Consider the following 22,589-nt stretch of genomic DNA (forward strand, 5'->3'; position numbering starts at 1 on the left):
TCAAAGATCGAGCGCTTACTTGATGCGCGGCAGTTGTTCCCACTGGTGGTACGGCGGTGGCGAAGAAAGCTGCCATTCCAGCGTGGTCGCACCTTCGCCCCAGGGATTGTCGCCGGCAACGCGCTTCTTGGAGAAGGCTTCCCAGACACCGAAGAGGAAGATCAGCACACCGACGAAGGAGACGTAGGAGCCGATGGAGGAAACGTAGTTCCAGCCGGCGAAAGCATCCGGATAGTCGATGTAGCGGCGCGGCATACCCGCCAGCCCGAGGAAGTGCTGCGGGAAGAACACCAGGTTGACGCCGATAAACATGACCCAGAAATGCAGGTTGCCGATCCGCTGGCTGTACATGTAGCCGAACATCTTGGGGAACCAGTAATACCAGGCCGCGAAGATGGCGAAGACGGCGCCGAGCGACAGAACGTAGTGGAAGTGAGCCACGACGTAATAGGTGTCATGCAGCGAGCGGTCGAGGCCGGCATTGGCGAGCTGGACGCCCGTGACGCCGCCGACGGTGAACAGGAAGATGAAGCCGATCGCCCAGATCATCGGCGTCGTGAAGGTCAGCGAGCCGCCCCACATCGTCGCGATCCAGGAGAAGATCTTGATGCCGGTCGGAACCGCGATGACCATCGTCGCGAAGACGAAGTAGCGCTGTGCGTCGAGCGACATGCCGACCGTGTACATGTGATGGGCCCAGACGATGAAGCCGACGGCGCCGATCGCGACCATGGCGTAGGCCATGCCGAGATAACCGAAGACCGGCTTCTTCGAGAAGGTCGAGACGATGTGGCTGATGATGCCGAAGCCGGGAAGGATCAGGATGTACACTTCCGGATGGCCGAAGAACCAGAACAGGTGCTGGTAGAGGATCGGGTCACCGCCGCCTTCCGGCGCGAAGAAGGTCGTGCCGAAGTTGCGGTCGGTCAGAAGCATCGTGATGCCGCCCGCCAGAACCGGCAGCGACAGCAGCAGCAGGAAGGCGGTGACCAGAACGGCCCAGGCAAACAGCGGCATCTTGTGCAGCGTCATGCCCGGAGCGCGCATGTTCAGGATCGTGGTGATGAAGTTGATCGCGCCGAGGATCGAGGACGCGCCGGCGACGTGCAGCGAGAAGATCGCAAGGTCGACGGCCGGACCCGGATGACCCATGGTCGCAAGCGGCGGATACATGGTCCAGCCGCCGCCGACGCCGTATGCGCCCGCCGGGCCTTCGACGAACATCGAAAGCAGCAGCAGCAGGAAGGCAGGCACGATCAGCCAGAAGGAGATGTTGTTCAGGCGCGGGAAGGCCATGTCTGGCGCGCCGATCATGATCGGCACCATCCAGTTGGCGAAACCGCCGATCATCGCCGGCATGACCATGAAGAAGATCATGATCAGCGCGTGGCCGGTGGTGAACACGTTGAACATGTGCTTGCCGCCGTCGATCGCGGCATCGCCCTGGAAACCGTAGACCATCGAAGCCAGGCCATGGAAGATCTGGATGCCCGGCTCCTGCAGCTCCATGCGCATGGCAACGGAGAGAAGGCCGCCTACGATGCCCGCGAAGATCGCGAAGATCAGATAGAGCGTGCCGATGTCCTTGTGGTTGGTCGAAAACAGCCAACGCTGAGCAAAGGTCGGGGTGTGCGAATGATCGTGATGATCGTCGTGAGCATGCGCATCGTCGTGAGAGGTGCGAGCATGAGCGTGATCGTCGTGAGCGGAATGTCCAGCCATTGTCCTCACTCCTCTGAATTACTTGGATACGTTTGCCGCGACGGCAAAATTGCCGGCAGGCTTGTCGACCGCGGCCACGAGAGCCTTGTAGGCGCCCGGCAGGTCGGTCGCAGCAGCTGCGAGCCAGGTCTTGTACTTGTCTTCCGAGACGACGCGGATGGCGATCGGCATGAACGCATGGTCCTTGCCGCACAGTTCGGAGCACTGGCCGTAATAAAGACCTTCCTTCTCGGCCTTGAACCAGGTTTCGTTCAGGCGGCCCGGAACGGCGTCGATCTTGACCCCGAAAGCCGGCATTGCGAAGGCGTGGATAACGTCCGACGGAGCGGCGGTCACCAGCACGCGGACCGTCTTGTTGACCGGAATGATCAGTTCGTTGTCGACGGCGAGAAGACGCGGATAGACGGCAGCATCGGTCTTGCCGGCGGCGGCGCGGTCCTGATCCTTCAGCATGAAGCTGTCGAAGGCGACCGGCGCCGGCGTGCCTTCATATTCGTAGTTCCACTGCCACTGGGTGGCGGTGGCCTTGACCGTCATGTCCGAGTCCGGAATTTCGAGCTGGGCATTCAGGAGATTGAAGGAGGGAATGGCGAGGAAGAAGAGGATGAGAACCGGACCAAGCGTCCAGATGATCTCGATCGCCGTATTGTGGCTGGTCCGCGACGGTACCGGATTGGCGCTGGCGCGGAACTTCACGACGACGACGACCAGCAGGGCCAGAACCAAAAGCGTGACCGGCACGATGAACCACAGGGTATAGTGGTTGAACCAGCGGATCTGGTGCATGATCGGCGTTGCGGCCGCCTGGAAATCAATCTGCCACGGATGCGGCTGGTCCGCAAAACCTGCGGAAGCAAAGAGCAGACAGATGAGCGCCGTCATCACTGCAAAAGCCCTATTCATCACTAAAATCTCCCCATGCGTCTGATCCAGATCAAACCGAACGCAGAATCCAAGCTATATGGTCTGCTTCAATCACAGTTTGCCTGCCGCCGCAATATCTGGCGGGAAAAGCCCGTGCGGCATTTTGCGCCTCGCGGAAAAGCCCGGAATCCCCCGATAATCAGGGCGCATCGCCCGCCTTTTCGGCCGGGCCGAGGTCGTATTCCAAGGGCCCTGCACACCCCTGGCCGTGTCATTATAGACCGCACGGCGGCCAAAATCCGGCGTTTTCCTGATAAAAGTGACGGCTGGGCCACGCGTCCTGGCGGGTCCCACTTTCGCCGTACTCCACTGGAAAGAGGTCAGGGCTTTTCATTTCGTCTAGTGAACGACAAGAATAGCCGCACTGATTCGTCTTCCAGAGGTTTCCATGGGTCGTCCCTCCCTGATCTGCGCCGGTCTAGCCGTGATGCTTGCAGCCGCCGTTTCGCTTCCCGCGTTGGCGCAGCAGCCGCAGCCCGGCCCCCGGCCCGTGGCCCCCCAACCGGCTCAGGGCGCCAAGCCGGGACCGCAGCCACCGCGGCCGGCGCCGAATGGCGGGCAGGCCCAGCAGCCTTCGGGGCAGCAGGCGCAGCCGCCGGGCAACGTGCGCGAGAACCATGGCGCATGGTCGATCATCTGCGACCGGCCGGCCGGCGCTTCCGCCGACCAGTGCGCGCTGATGCAGAACGTCATCGCCGAGGACCGGCCCGAAGTCGGCCTGTCGGTGGTGGTGCTCAAAACCGCCGACCGCAAGGCACGCATCCTGCGCATCCTCGCACCGCTCGGCGTACTCCTGAAAGACGGCATGGAACTCTATGTCGACAACAACAATATCGGCCGCGCCTATTTCACCCGCTGCTTCTCCGAGGGCTGTTATGTGGAAGTGGAGATCGACGAGGAACTGATGCGCATCCTGCGCGCCGGCAAGGCTGCGGTCTTTGCCCTGCGCGAATCCGCAGATCAGGACCGGGTCGGCATCCCGATCGAGTTGACTGGTTTCGGCCCCGGCTACGACGCGCTTCCGTGATGTCATAAGAAGGCGATCGCAGCTTTATGGGCCTTGAGGGCAGTCGTGATTTCCCGTGGGCTTCGACAACGCGACGCGCGACGCGATCCCGCCTTCGCCTTCCAACTGAAGCTCTTCTTTCTTGTGTGCGTGACCATTGCCGCTATATATGGCGCGTGGTCGGTCAAGCCGCGCATCCTGCTCATCCAGGGCGGTCCGGCCATTTTCGCTCTCGTGCTGACAGTCCTGGCGTCCTGATTTGATGGCATCATCCATACCCGAAAAAAGCCCGCTCAAGATCCGTCTCTGCGGTCCGCGCGGTTTCTGCGCCGGCGTCGACAGGGCGATCCAGATCGTCGTGCTGGCGCTGAAGGCTTATGGCGCGCCGGTCTATGTCCGCCACGAGATCGTTCACAACCGCTATGTGGTCGAAGGGCTGGAAGCCAAGGGCGCCATCTTCGTCGAGGAACTGGACGAGATCCCCGCCGAGCACCGCGAGCAGCCGGTCGTCTTCTCGGCCCACGGGGTGCCGAAATCGGTGCCCGAGGATGCCGAGGCCCGCAATCTCTTCTACCTCGACGCGACCTGCCCGCTGGTCTCGAAAGTCCACAAGCAGGCGATGCGCCACCAGCGCCTCGGTCGTCATGTGGTGCTGATCGGCCATGCCGGCCATCCGGAAGTGATCGGCACGATGGGCCAGCTGCCGCCCGGCACGGTGTCGCTCATCGACACGATCGCCGACGCGGAAGCCTATGTCCCGGAAGATCCGGACAACCTCGGCTACGTCACCCAGACGACGCTCTCGGTGGACGACACGGCAGGCGTCATCGCCAAGCTGCAGGAGCGTTTCCCGAACCTCACGGCGCCGGCTGCCGACAGCATCTGCTACGCCACCACCAACCGCCAGGAAGCGGTCAAGGAAGCGGCTCCCGGCTGCGACCTCTTCATCGTCGTCGGTGCCCCGAATTCGTCGAATTCCAAGCGGCTGGTCGAAGTGGCGCTGAGGGCAGGGGCCAAGCGCTCGCTCCTGGTGCAGCGCGCCTCCGAACTGAACTGGGACGAGATCGGCCGCATCGGCACGCTCGGCCTTTCCGCCGGCGCCTCCGCCCCGGAAGTCATCGTCGACGAGATCATCGCCGCCTTCAAGGAGCGTTTCGATGCCGAGATCGAGCTCGCGATCACCGCGGAAGAAACCGAAAATTTCCTCGTCAACCGCGAGCTGCGCGGCGTGCCCTTGACGGTCGAGGACATGGCCTGGGTGAATGGGTGAGAAGCGGTCCGGCGGAGCCGGAAAAATCGATAGAGTGGTCCGATTTCAGCTTCGAACGCCCTGACCTCTAGCGAAGGGCCGGGCGAGCCGCTAGGAAAGCGTCATCACCTATCTGCGCGGCAGAATCACAGCGGGAAGCACCTTGGCCGTTTACACCGATATCACCGAAGACGACCTGAAGCGGTTTCTGACCGAATACCAGGTCGGCGAGCTGACTTCCTACAAGGGGATTGCCGAGGGCGTTGAGAATTCGAACTTCCTGCTGCACACGACCCGCGAACCGCTGATCCTGACGCTTTACGAAAAGCGGACGGATGAACGTGACCTGCCGTTTTTCCTCGGCCTGATGCAGCATCTGGCCGCCGGCGGGCTGTCCTGCCCGCTGCCCCTGCCGCGCAACGACGGAAATCTCTACGGCACCCTGTCCGGCCGGCCCGCCGCCCTCATCTCCTTCCTCGAAGGCATGTGGCTGAGGAAGCCGGAGGCGAAACATTGCCGCGAGGTCGGCAAGGCGCTCGCCCGGATGCACCTCTCCGGCCAGGATTTCGAGCTAACGCGCCCGAACTCGCTTTCCGTCGAGGGCTGGAAGACGCTTTGGGAAAAGTCTGCCGCGCGCGCCGACGAGGTCGAAACCGGCCTGCAGGACGAAATTTCTTCGGAACTTGATCACCTGGACCGGAACTGGCCGAAGGACCTGGCCGCCGGCGTCATCCATGCCGATCTCTTCCAGGACAATGTCTTCTTCCTGGGCGACGAGCTGTCCGGCCTGATCGACTTCTATTTCGCATGCAACGACCTGCTCGCCTATGACGTCTCTATCTGCCTGAATGCCTGGTGTTTCGAAAAGGACGGCGCCTACAATCTCACCAAGGGCCAGGCCCTGCTCGAAGGCTATCAGAGCGTCCGTCCGCTCAGCGTGCAGGAGATCGAGGCAATGCCGATCCTCGCCCGAGGTTCGGCGCTGCGATTTTTCCTGACGCGGCTCTACGACTGGCTGACGACCCCGGCCGGCGCGCTTGTCGTCAAGAAGGATCCACTCGAATACCTGCGCAAGCTGCGCTTCCACCGCCAAATCACGTCGGCCACCGAATACGGGCTGGCCGGGGAAAGACTGTCCGTATCATGAAGCAGGTAGAAATCTTCACCGACGGTGCCTGTTCCGGCAATCCCGGCCCGGGAGGCTGGGGCGCCATCCTGCGTTATGGCGACACGGAAAAGGAAATGTTCGGCGGCGAGGCCGAGACGACCAACAACCGCATGGAGCTGATGGCGGCGATCACCGCGCTGAACGCGCTGAAAACCCCGTGCGAGGTCAACCTTCACACCGACAGCAAATATGTGATGGACGGCATATCCAAGTGGATCTTCGGCTGGAAGAAGAACGGCTGGAAGACCGCCGACAAGAAACCGGTGAAGAATGCCGAACTCTGGCAGCAGCTGGAGGAAGCGCGCAACAGGCACAAGGTGACGCTGCACTGGGTGAAGGGCCATGCCGGCCATCCGGAAAACGAGCGCGCCGACGAGCTCGCCCGCCTCGGCATGGCGCCGTTCAAGAAAAAGTAGCCGGCCAAGCCTGGGAGAGGACCAATACTTGCTGAAGAGATGGGCTGCCCGATGGTTCTGATGGTTTCCGTGGAGCGCTGAAAGATGACCCTGAAGCTTATCTCGCTCAATGCCTGGGGTGGCCGCGTCCATGCGCCGCTGATGCAATATCTCAAGGACGCCGATCCGGATGTGCTCTGCCTCCAGGAAGTCACCCATGTCGCCGGATATGACGGCGGCTGGCTGACCTTTCGCGAAGGCGATTTCGAGCTGCCGCAGCGTGCCAGCCTGCTGGAGGACGTGACGGAGGTTCTGCCCGGGCACCAGGTTTTTTTCGCGCCCGCCGCGTGCGGTCCGCTCTATGACGGCGATCGGCAGGTGATGTCCGAATGGGGGCTCGCGACCTTCGTCCGGCAGGGCTTGCCGGTGATCGGCCAGGCGCAGGGTTTCATCCACGGTGATTTTCCGCTCTCCGGTTTCGGAGAACATCCGCGTCCTCGCAACGCGCACGGCATTCGTATCTTTCGTCATGATACCGGTTCACTGGTGACGATCGTGCAGATGCACGGGCTGCGGGATCTGGCCGGAAAGGGCGATACCCCCGCCCGGTTGGCCCAGGCGAACGCGCTGGTCGGCCTGATCGAGAAGGTCTGGCGGCCCGGTGAACCATTAGTCGTCTGCGGCGATCTCAACCTTCTGCCCGATAGCGAGACCTTCACGATCCTCGACCGGCTGGGCCTCACCGATCTCGTCACTACGCGCGGCTTCACCGATACCCGCACTTCCTGGTATCCGAAGGACGGTCGTTATGCCGACTATCTGCTGGTGACGCCGAATGTGAAAGTCGAAAACTTCGCTGTGGTCGCCGAGCCGGAAGTCTCCGATCACCGCGCGCTTCTTCTGGAAATCGCCTGAGCCGCTGTTGCGCTCCGAGCATCAGTCACTATTGTGCGGCCAACAACTCGTGGAGGTCCGCTGATGATCCTGCATTGCGTATTCGTTCGGTTTAAGGCGGCCATCCAGCAGGCCGACAAGCAGTCGATCTACGATGCGGTTGCCGCGCTGAAGGATGTCACGCCTGGCATCCTCGACGTGAAATTCGGCCAGAATGTTTCGCCCGAAGGCCTGAACGGCGGCTTTCTCGACGGTTTCATCGTGACCTTCGAGAACCCCGAGGCGCGCGACGCCTATCTCGTCCATCCGGACCATATAGCTGTCGGCGACCGGATCATCGGTTCTGCGGATGGCGGTCTGTCGGGGCTTCTGGTCTTCGATATGGCGGTCTGAGAAAAAGGCCGCGGACATTTGCCCGCAGCCTCCTCTTGCAGGATCAGCTCGATTTCGCCATCGCCGCGGCGATCTGGTCGACATTGTAGCGGAACATCTTTTCATAGGTCGGCGCCGGACCCTTGGCGTCCGAGAGCGATTCGACATAAAGCTCACCGCCCGGCTGGGCCGCCGTCGCCTTGGCGATCTGCTTCACCAGCCGTGGATCGTTGGAGTTCTCGAGGAAATAGGTTTTTATTCCCTCCGCCTTGATCTGCTCGATCAGCTTGGCGACGTCGGCAGCGGAAGCTTCTGTTTCGGTCGAGAGGCCGAGCGGCGCCAAAAAGCTGACATTGTATTCGCGGCCGAAATAACCGAAGGCGTCGTGGCTCGTCAGCACCTTGCGGCGGTCGGCCGGCACCGCGTCGAATTTGGAATGCGCGTAGGCATTCATCGCGTCGAGTTTCTGGAGATAGGCCTCGGCATTCGCCTTGAAGGTGCCCGCATCGGCGGGGTCTGCCTCCGACAGCGCCTTCTCGATGTTGGCGACCCAGACTTTCACGTTGACGGGACTGTTCCACACATGCGGATCGGTCACCGTCTTGCCGTCTTCGTCCATGCTGCGCGTATTGACGCCTTGCGAGACCACCACCGGCCTGCCCTTGTAGCCCGACGCGGTGATCAGCCGGTCCATCCAGCCTTCCAGGCCTTCGCCGCTGACGAAGGCCACCTGCGCCGCCTTGAGGTTGCGGGCGTCCGTCGGCGACGGCTCGAATTCATGGGGATCGCCGTTCGGGCCGACGAGGTTCGTCACCTTCACATGTTTGCCGCCCACCTGGGAGACGACGTCGCCGAGCACCGTGAAGGAGGCGACGACCTTGAGCGTGTCCGCGAAGGCCGGGGCTGCGGAAAGGGCCATCAGCGCCGGAAGCGCGACGGAGAGAAGCAGTCTGCGGGGTATCATGGAAGTCTCCTTGAGGTCAGCCCGCGAGATGCGGGCGGGGAAAGAGCCGCCGGACAAGGCCGGACGGTGCGAAGAGGATGGAAAAACCGTAGATCACCGCCGCCGTCATGATGATCGTCGGGCCGGAGGCGAGTTCGAGGTGATAGGAGGCGACCAGCCCGACATAGCCGGAGACGGCGGCCGTGACGGCGGCAAGAGTTATCATCGCGGTCAAGCTGCGGCCCCAGAGCTGCGCCACCGCCGCCGGCAACATCATCAGCCCGACCGCCATCAGCGTGCCAAGCGCCTGGAAGCTCGCGACCATGTTCAGCACCACGAGCAGCAGAAACAGCGCGTGATAGACCGGCCCGCGGCCGCCGACGGTGCGCAGGAAACCCGGATCGAAACATTCCGCCACCAGCGGCCGGTAGACGAGGGCAAGGGCGACGAGCGTCACCGAGGTGATCGAGCCGATGAGGGCGAGTGCCGGGCCGTCGATGGCGAGAATGGTGCCGAACAGCACGTGCAGCAGATCGATGTTGGAACCGCGCAGCGAGACGATCAGCACGCCGAGTGCCAGTGAGGTCAGGTAGAAGCTTGCAAAGCTCGCATCCTCCTGCAGCACGGTGGCCCGGCTGACGATGCCGGAAAGCAGAGCCACGGAAAGGCCCGCCACAAGCCCGCCGATCCCCATCGCGGTCAGCGACAGCGAGCCGGCGACGAGATACCCGATCGCCGCGCCCGGCAGCACCGCATGGCTCATCGCATCGCCCATCAGGCTCATGCGCCGCAGCATCAGGAAGACGCCGATCGGGCCGGAGCCGAGCGCCAGGCACAGGCAGGCGATCAGCGCCCGGCGCATGAAGCCGTAGTCGGCAAACGGCGCGATCAGCAGATCGTAGGCGCTCATGCGACAACCCCGTTGCTCGAAGCGTCACTGACCGGCGGTTCGCAGGTTCCGGCACCGTCGTCCCATCGCTCCGCCATCATCCGCGCCCTGAGCAGATTGCCGGCCGACATCACCTCCGCCGTCGGCCCCCAGGCGATGCATTCGCGGGCCAGAAGCAAGGTTTCGGGAAAATGCGTCCGCACCTGTTCGAGGTCGTGCAGCACGGCGATTACGGTGCGGCCCTCGCCGTGCCAGTGCGCCACGATGTCGAGCAGGTCCTGCGTGGTGCGTGCGTCGATCGCGGTGAAGGGCTCGTCGAGCAGGATGACCTTCGCATCCTGAAGCAGGAGGCGCGCAAACAGCACACGCTGGAACTGCCCGGCCGAAAGCGAGCCGATCGGCCGCCGTTCGAACCCGCCGAGGCCGACGGCGGCGAGCGTCTCGGTCGCATGGGCATGTTCCTTCGATCCGTTCGCCTTGAACGCCCCCGTATGCCGCCAGGCGCCGAGCAGCACCGTATCGAGGACGGAGATCGGGAAGCGCCGGTTGATGTCCGCCGCCTGCGGCAGGTAACCGAAATCGCTGCGGACGAGCTGATGCTGCAGCCGTCCTTCCGCTGGCAGCAATTCGCCCATGATCGCTTTCATCAGCGTCGATTTTCCGGCTCCGTTCGGCCCGGCAATGGCGGTCAGGCTGCCGGCCCGGAAGAAACCCGATACGTGATGGACGGCGGGATGACGGTCGTAGGTCACCGTGAGATTATCGAGCGTGAGAAGGGCGTTCACGGCAGCATCGCCGCCCAGCCGATTGCCATCCAGAGAAGGCCGAGGAGCAGCGCGACGTAGGCGAGGCGGCCAAGAGCCGAACTGCCGACAAGGCTGGAGGAGGGAGAAAGTCGTTCCATTGAAGCCGCCATTTTTGTAATAACATTACATGTTATGTTATAACAAATGTGGCTAAAAGAGGGCGAGTACCTAATCTCGTGTCGGAGGCGGCACGCGCCACGCCGCCTGATGGGGTCACGGCGCGGCGTTGCGACTGTATATTAGCGGTTCTGACGCTTCAAAGCTGGAAGTGCGTTTTGATCGGAAGATCCAAACAAGAAGGACGCCCGGCAGGCGTCCCTCGAAAGCAAAATGGTGTACCTCAGAGCTGTTCCAGCATCGCCGCCGCGCCGGAGACGGTGGCCTGGCCGGGGCTTTCCTCGACGTTGAGCGACTTCACCACGCCGTTTTCGACCAGCATCGAATAGCGCTTCGAGCGCACACCGAGGCCTCCGGCGGAAAGGTCGGCGTCGAGGCCGAGCGCCTTGGTGAAGGCGCCGTCCCAGTCGGCCAGAAAATGGATCTTTCCAAGACCGCCGGTCTGGGTCGCCCAGGCACCCATCACGTGCCAATCGTTGACGGCGAGGACGGCGATGTCGTCCACTCCCTTGGAGAGGATCGCGTCGCGGTTTTCCAGATAGCCCGGCAGGTGGTTCAGCGTGCAGGTGGGCGTGAAGGCACCGGGAACGGCGAAGACAACCACCTTCTTGCCGTCGAAAAGCTGTTCGGTGGTGATCTCCACCGGACCGTCCGCGGTCTTTTCCTTGAACTTGGCTGTGGGAAGTTTGTCGCCGATGGCAATCGTCATGGGGCTCTCCTCGGTTGGGCGAGCGCCTGGTTCAGGCCCGCCATTCGCGGCGCACTATAGAGCGCACTTGGCGCAAGACAAGGGAAAGGCCGCAATGCGACAGGCCGCCGGACGCGGGACCGATCAACAGGACGTGACGTCACTCGAAGGCGAGCGAGGTTTCCATGGCCCGGTTGCCGGCGATCACCAGAATGCCCCAGCGCTTACCCTTGATGTCGTAGTTCTTCGGCAATTTGCCAACCGGCATGTCGAGCGCATAGGCGTCGCCGTCGCGCCGGCCGTTGACGCCGTCGAAGAGCACGTGGCCCTGCGGACCGGTGACGATCACCTGCGGCGGCTCCGAGGCTTCGGGCGGCAGTTTCAGCTTCAAGGCAAGCTTGTCGCGCCCCTGCGTCATCGCGTAGTAGGTGACCGCGAAATCGTCCGAGGGCGCTTCCGGGAGCTTCGAGGCCGCGGCGTTGAGGATCATCGCTTCCTCGACGGGCGTGCCCTTGGTGGCTCCAAGCTGCAGCGAGAATTCCGCCTGGAACGGAATGCAGATGTTGCGGCAAAGGCCGACGAAGGCGGAAGCGCCGAGGTTCAGCGGCCTTCCGGGATCCTCCATCTTGAGCTCGAAGGGCAGCGTGACTGCATGGTCATAGCCGATATCGCGCAGCTTGCCGTTGTCGATCCGCTTCGGCACGGGATAACTCATGCTGTTGAGCGTCACGCCGCTTGCCTTGGAAAACACCATCTGCGGCGGAATGCCCGCATCGCCCGGCTCCTTCCAATAGGTGATCCAGCCGGCCTTCGGTTCGATCTGCAGCGCGCCGCGCACCATGCCGTCGGGCTCGGGCGGCATCGCCACCACCCGCATCCGGCCGCCCTCGTTGCTCGCCCACGGCGTGGTCTCGGCGCAGCTCATCGAGGCAATACCCAGGACGACGCCTGCAGTGATGCATGCGACGACCGCGGCGGGTGGGCGGGACGGAAGGCTGCTTAGCGAAATTCTCTTCATCGACCAAGCATTTAACCGATTGGCTTTGCCCGAACCAGTCACGAGCCCTCGCGAGCCGATCATTTTCGGTTGATTGATCGGGCGGACTGCCCCATCTTGATGGAATTGCAATTGACGCTCTCCAGCCCGTTGGCCGGGCCGGAAGGCAGGCTGGAGGCATCATGTCTTTCTCGACCCTCGGGGAAAAGAGCGAACGGGGCTTCCTGGACGGACAGTTCCTGATAGCCATGCCGGGCATGCAGGACAGCAATTTCACCCGTGCCGTCGTTTATATCTGTGCCCATTCGTCGGCTGGCGCGATGGGTTTCATCATCAATCGTGCGCAGCAGATTTCGTTCACCGACGTTCTCCTCCACTTGAAGATCATGGATCAGGCCGATGCGATCATGCTGCCGGTGCAGACCCGTGATCTGCCGATCCTTTCCGGTGGTCCGGTGGAGACCGGCCGCGGTTTCGTGCTGCATTCGGACGATTTCGTAAGCGAGTCCTCCATCCCCGTGAGTGACGACATCTCTCTCACCGCCACGCTCGATATCATCCGCGCCATCTGCGACGGGCGGGGACCGGCGCGTGCCACGATGCTGCTCGGTTATGCCGGCTGGGGCGCCGGCCAGCTGGAACTGGAAATCGCCAACAACGGCTGGCTGAATTGCCCTGCCAGCGAAGCGCTGATCTTTGACCGGGCGCTGGAAGGCAAATACGAGCGCGCGCTGGCGCTCCTCGGCGTCAGCCCGGAAATGCTCTCCAGCGAAGCCGGCCACGCCTGATCATCCAAATCATCCAATTTTAGAAGATTTCCGGAACGAAGCCTCCAGCCCGGAGTTCTTTTCCCAGCAGGACGATGGGCGTCCTCACCGAGGAGAAGCATGATGGGTAGCACCAGTGACAAGATGGCCGGCAAGGCGAACGAAATGACCGGCAAGGCCAAGCAGGCGGCCGGTGACATGACCGACAATCCGAAGCTCAAGGCAAAGGGTGCCGGCCAGGAAGCCAAGGGCCATGCGCAACAGGCCAAGGGCAAGGTCAAGGATGCGGCGAAGGGCGTTGTCGACCGCATGTAACGGTTGCTTTACTAGCTTAGAATGCGAACCTGTTCCGGCTCCGGCCGGAGCAGGTTTTGTGTATCCGGCCCTTTTAAAACTCACGGATTTTCCATGCGCCTCTACGACTGCGATCATTGCGGCCAGACCATCCATTTCGACAATCGCTCCTGCGTGAACTGCGGCCACCGGTTGGCTTTCGTCCCGGAGCATATGGCCATGCATGCGCTTGCGCAGGATGAAGGGGAGGGAACCTGGCATCTCGTCGCCCGGCCGGACTATAAAGTGCGTCACTGCTCCAATGCCGCGATGGACATCTGCAACTGGACGGTCAGCGCAGACGATCCTCATCCGTTCTGCCCTGCCTGCCGGCATAACCGCCTGGTTCCGGATGCCTCGACCGAGATCGGCCTCAGCCAGTGGCGGCGTATCAGCCAGGCACAGCGGCATCTCTTCTACTCGCTGATGCGCTGGAACCTGCCGCACACCAATCGCGACGAGGATCCGCGGGGCGGCCTGGTCTTCGACTTCCTCGTCGACGAGGTGCAGCCGGACGGCACCATCGTGCCGGCCATGACCGGCCACGAGGACGGCCTGATCGCGATCCGCGCCGCCGAGGCCGACGATGCGACCCGCGAGCAGGTGCGCGTCTCGATGAACGAGCCCTACCGCACAATGCTCGGACATTTTCGCCATGAAACAGGCCACTATATCTGGGACAAGCTTGTGCGCGACGGCGGCAGGCTGGAAGAGTTCCGCGCCATCTTCGGCGAGGAGACGGTCGATTACGGCGCGGCGCTGCAGAGAAATTACGTGCAGGGCCCGCCGCCCGGCTGGCAGGATTTCTACATCAGCACCTACGCCAGCACCCATCCCTGGGAAGATTTCGCCGAGTGCTTCGCCCACTACCTGCATATCGTCGATACGCTGGAGACCGCCCGTGCCTATGGCATGGTGATCGAGCCGCGCGGCCACGCGGAAATGGCCGCTGAAGTGGCTTTCAACCCTTATGCGGCGCGTGATGCGGAACAGCTCATCTCGGCCTGGGTCCCGTTCAGCATGGCGCTCAACAGCATCCACCGGTCGATGGGCCAGCCGGATCTCTATCCATTCGTCCTTTCGCAGGCCGTCATGGTCAAGCTGGAATATATTCACCGGCTCATTCAGGCCCAGGGAAGATAGACTCCCGCCCAAAAAGAAAACCCGCCTTTCGGTGGATCGAAAGGCGGGAAGTAGTTTATGGGGCGCATTCAGAGACCCCTGGGAATTAGGGGGCAAGATCACGATTTCGTCAACTCAAAAACATGCATTTTCATATTTTAAAGATGCTACCTTGCGTTGAAGCCGCTCCCTTGGCCTCCCATTCTGGGCAAAATGCAGCCTATGCTGGTCCTTGTGCGTCACTACCTCAAGTTCTTTGTTTCTCAAAAGGTCCTGAGCGTATCGAGACCCAGGGCCATGCGGCCGGAAAATTCCTGCTGCCCTCCGGTTCTCATGGGGTGGTAACGGGCGCCCTGAATGTCGCGGAACCGGCGTTCGAGACCCTTGTCCCGATAGAAGGCTGCGCCGCCTGCGGTCTCCATGGCGAGTTCCGTCGCGGCGATCGCGTGGCGGGCGACCAGCGTGCGGCCGATCATGATCTCGTTGGTCGTGGCCGGCGAAGGTTCGCCGCGCTCGGCCGCCGCGATCATGCCGGCATGGGCGTATTGCGCAGCCCTGAGTTCGGTCTCCATCCGCCCGGCAAGCTCGATCACGTGGGCGTCCGGCGCCTTCCGTTTCGCCATCTCCACCGCGATATTGCGAGCGCTTTCGGCAACGCCGAGATAGGCCGAGTAGATCAGCGGGAAGGCGATCATCGAGATGATGTGGAAAAGCATGTGCCATTCGCCCTGGTTGCGCTTCAGCGCCACCGCCTCCTCCGGCACCACATGGCCTTCGATCATCACGTCGTTCGAACCTGTGCCGCGCATCCCCATCACCTTCCAGGTGTCGAGAACCTTGATATGCGGGGAGTTCATTGGCAGGCCGAAATGCAGGACCTTCGGCCCGTCCGGTTCGTCGAACACCGCGCCGGTCATCAGGATGTCGCCGATCGGCGAGCCCGAGGTGAAGATCTTGCGGGCGGTGATCCGGTAACCGCCATCGACCTTTTCGGCCTTGCCGGACCCTTCGATCCAGTCCGAGCCGCCGCTCGACAGCAGGATGACCCGCTCTGCCGCCACGCGCTTGAGAAGCGGCATCACCGGCGCCGCCTTCTGACGGGTCCAGCGCCAGGCGGGGATCGCCACCTGATGCGTGTGCATCGAAAAGGCGAGCGCCGTCGATCCGCAATGATGCGCAAGCTCCCGGATCATGTCGCAGAGTTCGCGGACCTCAGCGCCGCCGCCGCCGAGATCGGCGGGAACGCCGGCCTCGATCAGGCCGGAATGGCGCAGGTCCCGATAGTTCTCGGCGACAAAGGCATCACCGTCATCGGCCTTCGCGGCGCGTGCGGCAAAGACCGGCCCGAGCGATCTGGCAATGCCGATCGCATTCGAATGGACCGAGTGGGCGGGTTTGAGTTCGGTTGCTGGTGTCATTTTCTTCTCCTCCCATTTGTCGAGAATGGGCGGAGTGTTGGCCGCTCGGCGAGCAGCCGCAAGTACAGGAAATGGACTAGACCCTGCCGGATATCGACCGCCGCCACCGCGGCGCCGCGATGGTCGGGGCAAGCCAAGTAACTCGAAGCCCCTTGATCACGGCGGTGGAAAGCGGATCGGTCGCCGCCGTTTAGCGATGCTTTTCAGGCGGTTTTCGGCTTCTTCTTCGAGCGGGCGGTATTCAGCGCCGCGGCAGCACGAATGAGTGCCTTCAGTGCCTCTTCGTCGATCTTGTCGCCCTCGTGAAAATCGATGGCACGCCTGGTATTTCCGTCGAGGCTGGAGTTGAAGAGGCCGGAAGGGTCTTCCAGCGAGGCCCCCTTGGCAAAGGTCAGTTTCACGGCGGCCTTATAAGTCTCGCCAGTGCAGATGATGCCGGCAAGCTCCCAGACCGGAACCCCTCGCCACTTCCATTCCTCGACCACGTCAGGCTCGGCCTGCTTGATCAGGAACCGGACCCGGGCGAGCGTCTCGCCCCGCCAATCGCCGAGTTCGCGGATCCTCGCATCGATCAACTGCGCCGGAGAGGGTTCCTTGTTCGTCGAAATGCTTTCCATGGTGGTTGTCGCTTTCTTCATGCTGTCGCCGTTCGCCCGTCGCTACCTACATCCGTTCGCCGGGTAACTGGCTGGCCTGCTTCATCCAATCGGCAAGCTGTCTTTCGTCCAGTTCGTCGCCCTCGTGGATATGGAAGTAGCGCGTCTGCGGAGTTTTGGACGTGCCGGGAGGGACTGGGCTGAGCGACGTGCCGCGGAAGAAGGCCAGCTTGATGTAGTTCGTGAAGCAATGGACGCCGAGAAACCAGCCATCGCCCTCGATGCCGTAGAGCGGCGAGTTCCATTTGACCGCCTTGTAGACGTTGGGGACGGTGCTGGTGACGAGTGCGTCGATGCGGCGGCCGACATCGCTTTTCCAGCCCGGCATGGCCGCGATATAGGCTTGCACGGGTGCGTCGCCGTAACCCTTGGCGATCTGCGGGTTGCCGCCTGAGAGGAGAGCGGGCTCCGCAGCGATGTGCCCGGCGGCCTTCCCGGATTTCGTCGACGTCTTTCCAACCATTGGGTTCACTCCTATCCGCCGGTACGTTGCCCGCTACGAGGGGCGTATGGCAGCGCGAACAGATAAAGACCGCTCGACAATAACAGGAACAGCGGGAGCAGGGGAGAGTAGACGACCCACATGGGCGGTTCCCCGAAGCCCATGGCGACGAAGTTCGCCACGACGGTCACCGTAAAGACAATCGACAGCCAGCGGTGGACCTGCCGCGTTAACGTGTTCCAGTTCAACGATAATACCTCCCCTGAAAACGAACGGCACAACCGCTCTCTAAAAAAAGTCCGGCCTCTCGCAAGGCCTCAGTCCAGGCCTGCCAAAACCGTCTCCAGCGCCCCGAAGAACCCCTGCCATCCGTGGCGGGCGCCGTTGTAGGCGAGCTTCTGCTCCGGGCGGAAGCCCGACTGCTCAACGCGCAGACTGGTTCCTGTGCTAGTCGGGGTGAGCGTCAGGGTCACCACGCTTTTCAGATTGTAGGCCGCATCGTCATGCGCATGGTCCCAGGTGTAGGAAAGCTTCCTGTAGAGTTCCACGGCCAGCACTTCGCAGTCCAGGACGCCACCCCACTCGCCGCGAAGATTGAAACGGTGACCCACGACCGGCTGGAAATCGTTCTTCATCAGCCATTCCTCGATCAGATGCTGTTGCGTGAGCGCGCGCCAGACCTTTTCCGCCGGGTGGGGAATCTCGCGTTCGACGACGACGGTGCGTGTTTCGGTCGAGGTCTCGTTCATTGGTCCATCCTTTTAAGCAGGTCTTCGAGACGGTCGAAGCGATTTTGCCAGAACTCCGCCATCTGGCTCGTCCAGTCGACCAGCGGGGCGAGCGCGCCGAGCTGGGCGCTGTAATGCGTCTGGCGGCCTTGGTGGCGGTCGCGCACCAGTCCGGCCCGCTTCAGCACGCCGAGATGTTTCGAGACGACCGGCTGAGAAACCCCGGCCTGTGCCGTCAACGCCCCGACCGTCTTCTCGCCTTCACGGCACAGCCGCTCGAAGATTGCCCGGCGCGTCGGGTCGGCGAGCGTTCTGAAGAGCACGTCGTGAGCGTTCGACACTTGGAATTCATACCTCGTTGGCTATGGATTTTCGTATAGCTAGAGAGCTATGAATGAGTCAAGTAGAAATGACGCCCATGGGCCGTATCCCTTGGCTCGGAATGGTCATGTTGGATTTGCCATGCCCTGATGGCTATGCATCGTGGTCGATCGTGCGGGCGCCGGGCTGGATCATGTCCTTCATATCCGGCAGTCCGCAGCCGCTCCGATATCAGATCAATAGTCCATAAAGTGGACTTGGCCAGTTTCCGGAACGGGATTAATCTGCCTTGGGGCATGCCGAGGAGATTGGCGATGTTGGAAGTGACCGCGAGCTACGGCCAGTTCTGCCCGGTCGCAATGGCGGCGGAGATATTCTGCACCCGTTGGACACCGCTCGTCCTTCGCGAGCTTCTGTGTGGCAGCTGCCGTTTCAATGACCTCCGGCGCGGCGTGCCGCGCATGTCGCCGACCCTGCTTTCGAAACGGTTGAAGGAACTGGTCCAGGCCGGCATCGTCGAAAACCGCAAGGCGGCCGATGGGGTAATGGAATATCACCTGACGCCGGCCGGCGAGGATCTGCGCGAGGTGGTGATGACCCTCGGCTTCTGGGGGCAGCATTGGGTCGAGACCCAGCATTCGCTTCAGAAACTCGATCCGTCGCTGCTGATGTGGGACATGCGCCGCCATCTCGATCCGACCCCGATGCCGTCCCGGCGTTGCACCGTCCTGTTTCTATATCCCGACCGGCCGCCCGCGCAGCAACGTTACTGGCTGGTCGTCGACGGCCGTGAAGTCGATGTCTGCTCCACCGACCCCGGTTTCGAGATTGACCTCTACGTGACCTGTTCGCTGCGAACGATGACGGCGATCTGGATGGGTATCGCGACGGTGCGGGCTGAAACGGCGCAGGGAAGGTTGGAGCTCGACGGCGATCCGGAAATGGCAAGCGCCATGCAGCAATGGCTGGGTTTGAGCCCCTTCGCCCGCGAGCGCCCGAGGACGGGCAAGGCTGCATAACCGTCGGAGAATGGAAAAGCGCAAAAGCTGCGGCGGGCTTCCTATGATCTCCCTCACATGATCGTCGAATTTCATGCCCGCTTGGTCAGCGGAAAACGTTCTTTCAGAAGCCGGAGCACTGCGTCTCCCGGGGCCGGCGGGCCGAACAGATAGCTCTGGCCGAAATGGCAGCCCATCTTGGCGAGTTCCGCCGCATCCTCGTCGGTCTCGACACCCTCCGCCACCACGGTCATTTCCAGCGCGCGGGCCATGGCGATCACCGAGCGCAGCAGGACAGCCCGCTTCTCCGTCGCATTCCTGACCAGCGCCTTGTCGAGCTTGATCGTGTCGAACGGGAACTGCGTAAGGTAGGCGAGCGACGAATAGCCGGTGCCGAAATCGTCGAGCGCCAGGCTGAGGCCCGTCTGCTTGAGCTTGCCGAGCACCAGCCGCGCCTGTTCCGGGTTCTCCATCATCAGCGACTCGGTGAGCTCAAGCTTCAACTGGCTCGGATTGACCTGGGTCTTCTGCAGCAGCGCGCGCACGTCGTTGTAGAGGTCGGCGTTGAGAAGCTGCGCGCTGGACAGGTTGACCGACACGAAGACCGGCAGGTCGCCGGCCTGTTGTTGCCAGACCATCAGGTCGGAGGCGGCACGGTCGATGGCGAACAGGCCGAGCGGGCCGATCAGGTCCGACATCTCGGCGATCGGTATGAATTCCGAGGGCGGGATGCTGCCGCGCTTGGGATGATCCCAGCGCATCAGCGCCTCGAAGCCGGCAATCTCGCCATCCTTCAGGCTGATGATCGGCTGATAGGCAAGAAACAGTTCCTTGCGCTCGATGGCGCGGCGAAGGTCGGTCTCAATCTGCAGCTTGTCGGCTCCGGCGGCGCGAAAGGCGGGCCGGAAGGGTTCGACACGGTTGCCGCCGGAGCGTTTCGCCCGGTACATGGCAAGTTCCGCGTCAGCGAGCATGCCGGAGGCACTTTCCTGCTGGTCGACCCAGGAGGACAGGCCGATCGAGGCGGTCAGGATGATTTCGCGATTGGCGAAGTTGATCGGCACCATGATCGCCTTGGAGACAGCGTCGGCAAAATCCGCCACCTTGGCCGGATCGCGCTCCGAGACGAGGATCAGTCCGAACTGGTCCCCGGCAAGCCGCGCCAGCGTGTCCTGCGGCTTCAGGAGCCGGCGCAGGCGACGGGTCAGCGCGATCAGGATATTGTCGCCGGCCGCAATGCCGAGTGAGTCGTTGACCTGCTTGTAGCGGTCGATGTCGATCGCCATGACGGTCGGCCGCACGGTGTCGCCGCCCGGCGCCAGCGTCAGGACCGATTGCAGCCGGTCGAGGAAGACCTGGCGGTTCGGCAGGCCGGTCAGGTTGTCGTGCAGCGCGTCCTGCAGCAGGCGTTCGACGGAATTCTTCTGTTCGGTCACATCGATGATCGTGCCGACGCAACGGATGATTTCGCCGTTCGAGCCAAGCACCGGCCGGGCGCGGATTTGCAGCCAGTGGAAATGCCCGTCCTCGGCGCGGATGCGGAATTCGTGGTTCAGACGGCCGCGGCGGTGTTCGAGCAGCACGTCCAGTGTCGCGCGAAATCGGTCGCGATCGTCGGGGTGCAGCCGCGGCACCCAGTTGCGCACCGGACCGTGCATGGCGCCGATATCGAGGCCGAGGCGGGTCGAGATGTCGGGCGTGGTGATGACGCGGTCGCGAGCCACGTCCCAGTCCCAGACGGTATCGCCGCTACCGGTCAGCGCCAGCGATTGCCGTTCGAGGTCGGAGAACAGGCCCTGCTGGTAGGCGCCGCCGGCAAAGGCGTGCTGCATGACCGTGAAGCCGATCAGGAGAACGATGAGGACCAGACCGCCGCCCAGCGCCGGCTGGATGATGTCGTTGTCGAGCTTGCCGGTCACCGTCAGCCAGCCGGCGAACAGCCAGACCAGGATCAGCGCCCAGGTCGGCACCAGCAGGATCGCGCGATCGTAGCGGTTGAAGCCGAGATAGATGATCAACAGGATGCCGACCGTGCCTGTCAACGCAAACGAGATGCGGGCAATGCCTGCCGCGACCGACGGATCGTAGATCGCCACGCCGCCGAGCAGCACCAGGCCGACCACCCAGGCCAGCGTCGCATAACCGAGATGCACATGCCAGCGGTTGAGGTTGAGGTAGGTGAACAGGAAGATGACCAGCGACGAAGCGAGCGCCACTTCAGCCGCTGCGCGCCAGATGCGCTGGTCGCCGGACGTGACGGTGATCAGCTTGTCGAGGAAACCGAAATCGACGCAGATATAGGCGAGCACCGCCCAAGCAAGGGCGGCTGCCGCCGGCAGCATCGACGTGCCCTTGACGACGAAGAGAATGGTCAGAAACACCGCCAGCAGGCCGGCAATGCCAAGCACGATGCCGCGATAGAGCGTGAACGAGTTGACCGTGTCCTTGTAGGCATCCGGTTGCCAGAGGTAGATCTGCGGCAGCGACGGCGTCGCGAGTTCGGCGACGAATGTGATGGTCGAACCGGGGTTCAGCGTGATCCGGAAAACATCGGCATCCGGGCTCGGTATCCGGTCGAGCGCAAAACCTTCCGAGGGCGTGATCGAGATGATGCGCTGCGAGCCGAGGTCCGGCCAGAACATTTTCGAGTTGGCGAGCCGGAAATGCGGCGCGACGATCACCCGTTCGAGCTGTTCTTCGGAAACGTTGGAGAGTGCAAAGACCGCCCAGTCGCCCTGGTGGCCGGGGGAGCTGGCGCGCACCTCGATGCGGCGGCGGATACCGTCCGCGCCGGCGGCGGTCGAGACCTGGAAGGCCTCGCCCTGGTTGACGTAGATATCGGTGGTTCTCGTGAGGTCGAGCGCCGTGTCGTCTCGCGAGATCTTGACCGGCTCCGCGGCGCGCGCACCGGGCGCCGCCGTCAGGAACATGGCGGCAGCAAGGAGAGCGATGATCGCCGGGAAAAAGCGGATCAGCGACGCAAGAGGCAGGGCAGGGGTTCTCATGGTTTCAGCATCTTCCCGAACTCGCCGTCTTCCGGCAACCGGGAAAACATCAGGTGGTCGCGCCATTCGCCATTGATTTTGAGATACTTGCGCAAAAGACCTTCCTGCTCGAAGCCGGCTTTTTCCAAAAGCCGAACACTTTTCCAGTTCTCCGGAATACAGGCTGCCTCGATCCGGTGCAACTGAAGTCCGCCGTAGATATACGGGATAGCCACCTTCAATGCGGCCAACATATGGCCCTGGCCGGAATGTTTCTCGCCCATCCAGTAGCCGATCATGCAGCTCTGCGCTGCACCCCGCCGGATATAACCGATGGTCAGGCCCCCGAGCAGCACCTGGTCGTCGCGGCGGAAGAGGAGCAGCGGCACGGCAAGGCCCGAGGCATATTCCTGGCCGCTTCTGACGACACGCAGGCGGAACGCCCCCTCGGTCAGTTCGTCCGGCCGCCAGATCGGCTCCCAGGGTTGCAGGAAAGGGCGGCTTTCCGAGCGCAGCCGCTGCCACTGTTTGTAGTCCGAATAACGGGGAAGCCGGAGCAGGTGGTTCTCGCCATAAAGCTCTGGTGTGTCCGGCTGTCGCGACAGGAACCGAAACACCGACTTGTTCATACTGGCGCTGCTCCGAGCAGG

Annotated in this window: 27 protein-coding genes; 11 read left to right on the plus strand and 16 right to left on the minus strand. The window is 62.6% G+C overall.

The genetic code is table 11. From position 1 onward, the window contains the following. Positions 1-15: 15 nt before the first annotated feature. The gene (ctaD, locus tag J2857_RS15080) at positions 16-1,722 is read right to left on the minus strand and encodes a cytochrome c oxidase subunit I (protein WP_210010926.1); all 1,707 of its coding nucleotides are present in this window, start codon (positions 1,720-1,722) and stop codon (positions 16-18) included. A gap of 18 nt (positions 1,723-1,740) precedes the next feature. Further along, positions 1,741-2,625 carry a cytochrome c oxidase subunit II gene (gene coxB, locus J2857_RS15085; RefSeq protein WP_210010927.1) on the minus strand — a complete coding sequence of 295 codons (885 nt, stop codon included), beginning with the start codon at positions 2,623-2,625 and terminating at the stop codon, positions 1,741-1,743. Positions 2,626-3,034: 409 nt separating this feature from the next. Here coxB and J2857_RS15090 point away from each other — a divergent pair, with 409 nt between their 5' ends. The 7 genes from J2857_RS15090 to J2857_RS15120 all read left to right on the plus strand — a co-directional run bounded on the left by J2857_RS15090 (position 3,035) and on the right by J2857_RS15120 (position 7,751). After that, on the plus strand, positions 3,035-3,673 hold the full coding sequence (locus J2857_RS15090) for an invasion associated locus B family protein (protein WP_210010928.1): 639 nt from the start codon (positions 3,035-3,037) through the stop codon (positions 3,671-3,673). 45 nt (positions 3,674-3,718) lie between these two features. Further along, positions 3,719-3,910: a DUF1304 family protein gene (locus tag J2857_RS15095; RefSeq protein WP_348635681.1), complete on the plus strand. Its 192-nt coding sequence runs from the start codon at positions 3,719-3,721 to the stop codon at positions 3,908-3,910. A gap of 4 nt (positions 3,911-3,914) precedes the next feature. After that, positions 3,915-4,922 (plus strand): 4-hydroxy-3-methylbut-2-enyl diphosphate reductase, encoded by a 1,008-nt coding sequence (gene ispH, locus J2857_RS15100; RefSeq protein WP_210010929.1) that lies wholly within the window; start codon positions 3,915-3,917, stop codon positions 4,920-4,922. 142 nt (positions 4,923-5,064) lie between these two features. Beyond that, complete coding sequence (locus J2857_RS15105; protein ID WP_210010930.1) at positions 5,065-6,048, plus strand: homoserine kinase; 984 nt, start codon at positions 5,065-5,067, stop codon at positions 6,046-6,048. Beyond that, positions 6,045-6,485: a ribonuclease HI gene (gene rnhA, locus J2857_RS15110; RefSeq protein ID WP_037084253.1), complete on the plus strand. Its 441-nt coding sequence runs from the start codon at positions 6,045-6,047 to the stop codon at positions 6,483-6,485. The genes J2857_RS15105 and rnhA overlap by 4 nt, the downstream gene beginning before the upstream one ends. Before the next feature lie 84 nt (positions 6,486-6,569). After that, a complete protein-coding gene (locus J2857_RS15115; protein WP_210010931.1) occupies positions 6,570-7,379 on the plus strand; it encodes an endonuclease/exonuclease/phosphatase family protein in 810 nt (269 codons plus the stop codon). 63 nt (positions 7,380-7,442) lie between these two features. Further along, complete coding sequence (locus J2857_RS15120; RefSeq protein ID WP_046631154.1) at positions 7,443-7,751, plus strand: Dabb family protein; 309 nt, start codon at positions 7,443-7,445, stop codon at positions 7,749-7,751. A gap of 43 nt (positions 7,752-7,794) precedes the next feature. Here the strand turns inward: J2857_RS15120 and J2857_RS15125 are convergent, their stop codons facing one another. The 6 genes from J2857_RS15125 to J2857_RS15145 form a co-directional block, all read right to left on the minus strand. Continuing rightward, complete coding sequence (locus J2857_RS15125; protein ID WP_210010932.1) at positions 7,795-8,694, minus strand: metal ABC transporter substrate-binding protein; 900 nt, start codon at positions 8,692-8,694, stop codon at positions 7,795-7,797. Positions 8,695-8,710: 16 nt separating this feature from the next. Further along, entirely contained in the window at positions 8,711-9,583 is an 873-nt protein-coding gene (locus J2857_RS15130; RefSeq protein WP_210010933.1) for a metal ABC transporter permease, read from the minus strand. Beyond that, positions 9,580-10,347: a metal ABC transporter ATP-binding protein gene (locus J2857_RS15135; protein WP_210010934.1), complete on the minus strand. Its 768-nt coding sequence runs from the start codon at positions 10,345-10,347 to the stop codon at positions 9,580-9,582. The genes J2857_RS15130 and J2857_RS15135 overlap by 4 nt, the downstream gene beginning before the upstream one ends. Continuing rightward, the gene (locus tag J2857_RS31270) at positions 10,344-10,466 is read right to left on the minus strand and encodes a hypothetical protein (protein ID WP_281068619.1); all 123 of its coding nucleotides are present in this window, start codon (positions 10,464-10,466) and stop codon (positions 10,344-10,346) included. Before J2857_RS31270 ends, J2857_RS15135 begins: the two co-directional genes overlap by 4 nt. 242 nt (positions 10,467-10,708) lie before the next feature. Further along, the gene (locus J2857_RS15140) at positions 10,709-11,194 is read right to left on the minus strand and encodes a peroxiredoxin (RefSeq protein ID WP_046607097.1); all 486 of its coding nucleotides are present in this window, start codon (positions 11,192-11,194) and stop codon (positions 10,709-10,711) included. Positions 11,195-11,333: 139 nt separating this feature from the next. Next, positions 11,334-12,191 carry a protein-disulfide reductase DsbD domain-containing protein gene (locus J2857_RS15145; protein WP_210010935.1) on the minus strand — a complete coding sequence of 286 codons (858 nt, stop codon included), beginning with the start codon at positions 12,189-12,191 and terminating at the stop codon, positions 11,334-11,336. 161 nt (positions 12,192-12,352) lie between these two features. Here J2857_RS15145 and J2857_RS15150 point away from each other — a divergent pair, with 161 nt between their 5' ends. The 3 genes from J2857_RS15150 to J2857_RS15160 all read left to right on the plus strand — a co-directional run bounded on the left by J2857_RS15150 (position 12,353) and on the right by J2857_RS15160 (position 14,413). Next, the gene (locus J2857_RS15150) at positions 12,353-12,958 is read left to right on the plus strand and encodes a YqgE/AlgH family protein (RefSeq protein WP_210010936.1); all 606 of its coding nucleotides are present in this window, start codon (positions 12,353-12,355) and stop codon (positions 12,956-12,958) included. A gap of 102 nt (positions 12,959-13,060) precedes the next feature. Then, positions 13,061-13,252 carry a CsbD family protein gene (locus J2857_RS15155; protein ID WP_210011691.1) on the plus strand — a complete coding sequence of 64 codons (192 nt, stop codon included), beginning with the start codon at positions 13,061-13,063 and terminating at the stop codon, positions 13,250-13,252. 93 nt (positions 13,253-13,345) lie between these two features. Further along, positions 13,346-14,413 carry a zinc-binding metallopeptidase family protein gene (locus J2857_RS15160; protein ID WP_210010937.1) on the plus strand — a complete coding sequence of 356 codons (1,068 nt, stop codon included), beginning with the start codon at positions 13,346-13,348 and terminating at the stop codon, positions 14,411-14,413. A 242-nt stretch (positions 14,414-14,655) separates the two neighbouring features. Here the strand turns inward: J2857_RS15160 and J2857_RS15165 are convergent, their stop codons facing one another. From J2857_RS15165 to J2857_RS15190, 6 genes are all read right to left on the minus strand, one after another. Next, positions 14,656-15,810 (minus strand): acyl-CoA dehydrogenase family protein, encoded by a 1,155-nt coding sequence (locus J2857_RS15165; protein WP_210010938.1) that lies wholly within the window; start codon positions 15,808-15,810, stop codon positions 14,656-14,658. A 203-nt stretch (positions 15,811-16,013) separates the two neighbouring features. Beyond that, complete coding sequence (locus tag J2857_RS15170) at positions 16,014-16,448, minus strand: DUF1801 domain-containing protein (protein ID WP_210010939.1); 435 nt, start codon at positions 16,446-16,448, stop codon at positions 16,014-16,016. 25 nt (positions 16,449-16,473) lie between these two features. Continuing rightward, positions 16,474-16,929, minus strand: a complete 456-nt coding sequence (locus J2857_RS15175) for a DUF1801 domain-containing protein (protein WP_210010940.1) — start codon at positions 16,927-16,929, stop codon at positions 16,474-16,476. Positions 16,930-16,940: 11 nt separating this feature from the next. Continuing rightward, positions 16,941-17,156, minus strand: a complete 216-nt coding sequence (locus tag J2857_RS15180; protein WP_210010941.1) for a hypothetical protein — start codon at positions 17,154-17,156, stop codon at positions 16,941-16,943. A gap of 69 nt (positions 17,157-17,225) precedes the next feature. Further along, positions 17,226-17,657 carry an SRPBCC family protein gene (locus J2857_RS15185; protein WP_210010942.1) on the minus strand — a complete coding sequence of 144 codons (432 nt, stop codon included), beginning with the start codon at positions 17,655-17,657 and terminating at the stop codon, positions 17,226-17,228. Then, the gene (locus J2857_RS15190; RefSeq protein ID WP_210010943.1) at positions 17,654-17,977 is read right to left on the minus strand and encodes an ArsR/SmtB family transcription factor; all 324 of its coding nucleotides are present in this window, start codon (positions 17,975-17,977) and stop codon (positions 17,654-17,656) included. Before J2857_RS15190 ends, J2857_RS15185 begins: the two co-directional genes overlap by 4 nt. A gap of 294 nt (positions 17,978-18,271) precedes the next feature. Between J2857_RS15190 and J2857_RS15195 the strand changes: the two genes are divergently transcribed. Further along, on the plus strand, positions 18,272-18,976 hold the full coding sequence (locus J2857_RS15195; RefSeq protein ID WP_210010944.1) for a winged helix-turn-helix transcriptional regulator: 705 nt from the start codon (positions 18,272-18,274) through the stop codon (positions 18,974-18,976). Between the two features lie 71 nt (positions 18,977-19,047). On the opposite strand, the gene J2857_RS15200 is transcribed toward J2857_RS15195, so the two are convergent. Continuing rightward, on the minus strand, positions 19,048-21,960 hold the full coding sequence (locus tag J2857_RS15200; RefSeq protein WP_210010945.1) for an EAL domain-containing protein: 2,913 nt from the start codon (positions 21,958-21,960) through the stop codon (positions 19,048-19,050). Next, complete coding sequence (locus J2857_RS15205) at positions 21,957-22,568, minus strand: GNAT family N-acetyltransferase (RefSeq protein ID WP_210010946.1); 612 nt, start codon at positions 22,566-22,568, stop codon at positions 21,957-21,959. Before J2857_RS15205 ends, J2857_RS15200 begins: the two co-directional genes overlap by 4 nt. Between the last annotated feature and the right edge of the window lie 21 nt (positions 22,569-22,589).

The organism is Neorhizobium galegae (assembly GCF_017877055.1).
Taxonomy (GTDB): Bacteria; Pseudomonadota; Alphaproteobacteria; order Rhizobiales; family Rhizobiaceae; genus Neorhizobium; species Neorhizobium galegae_D.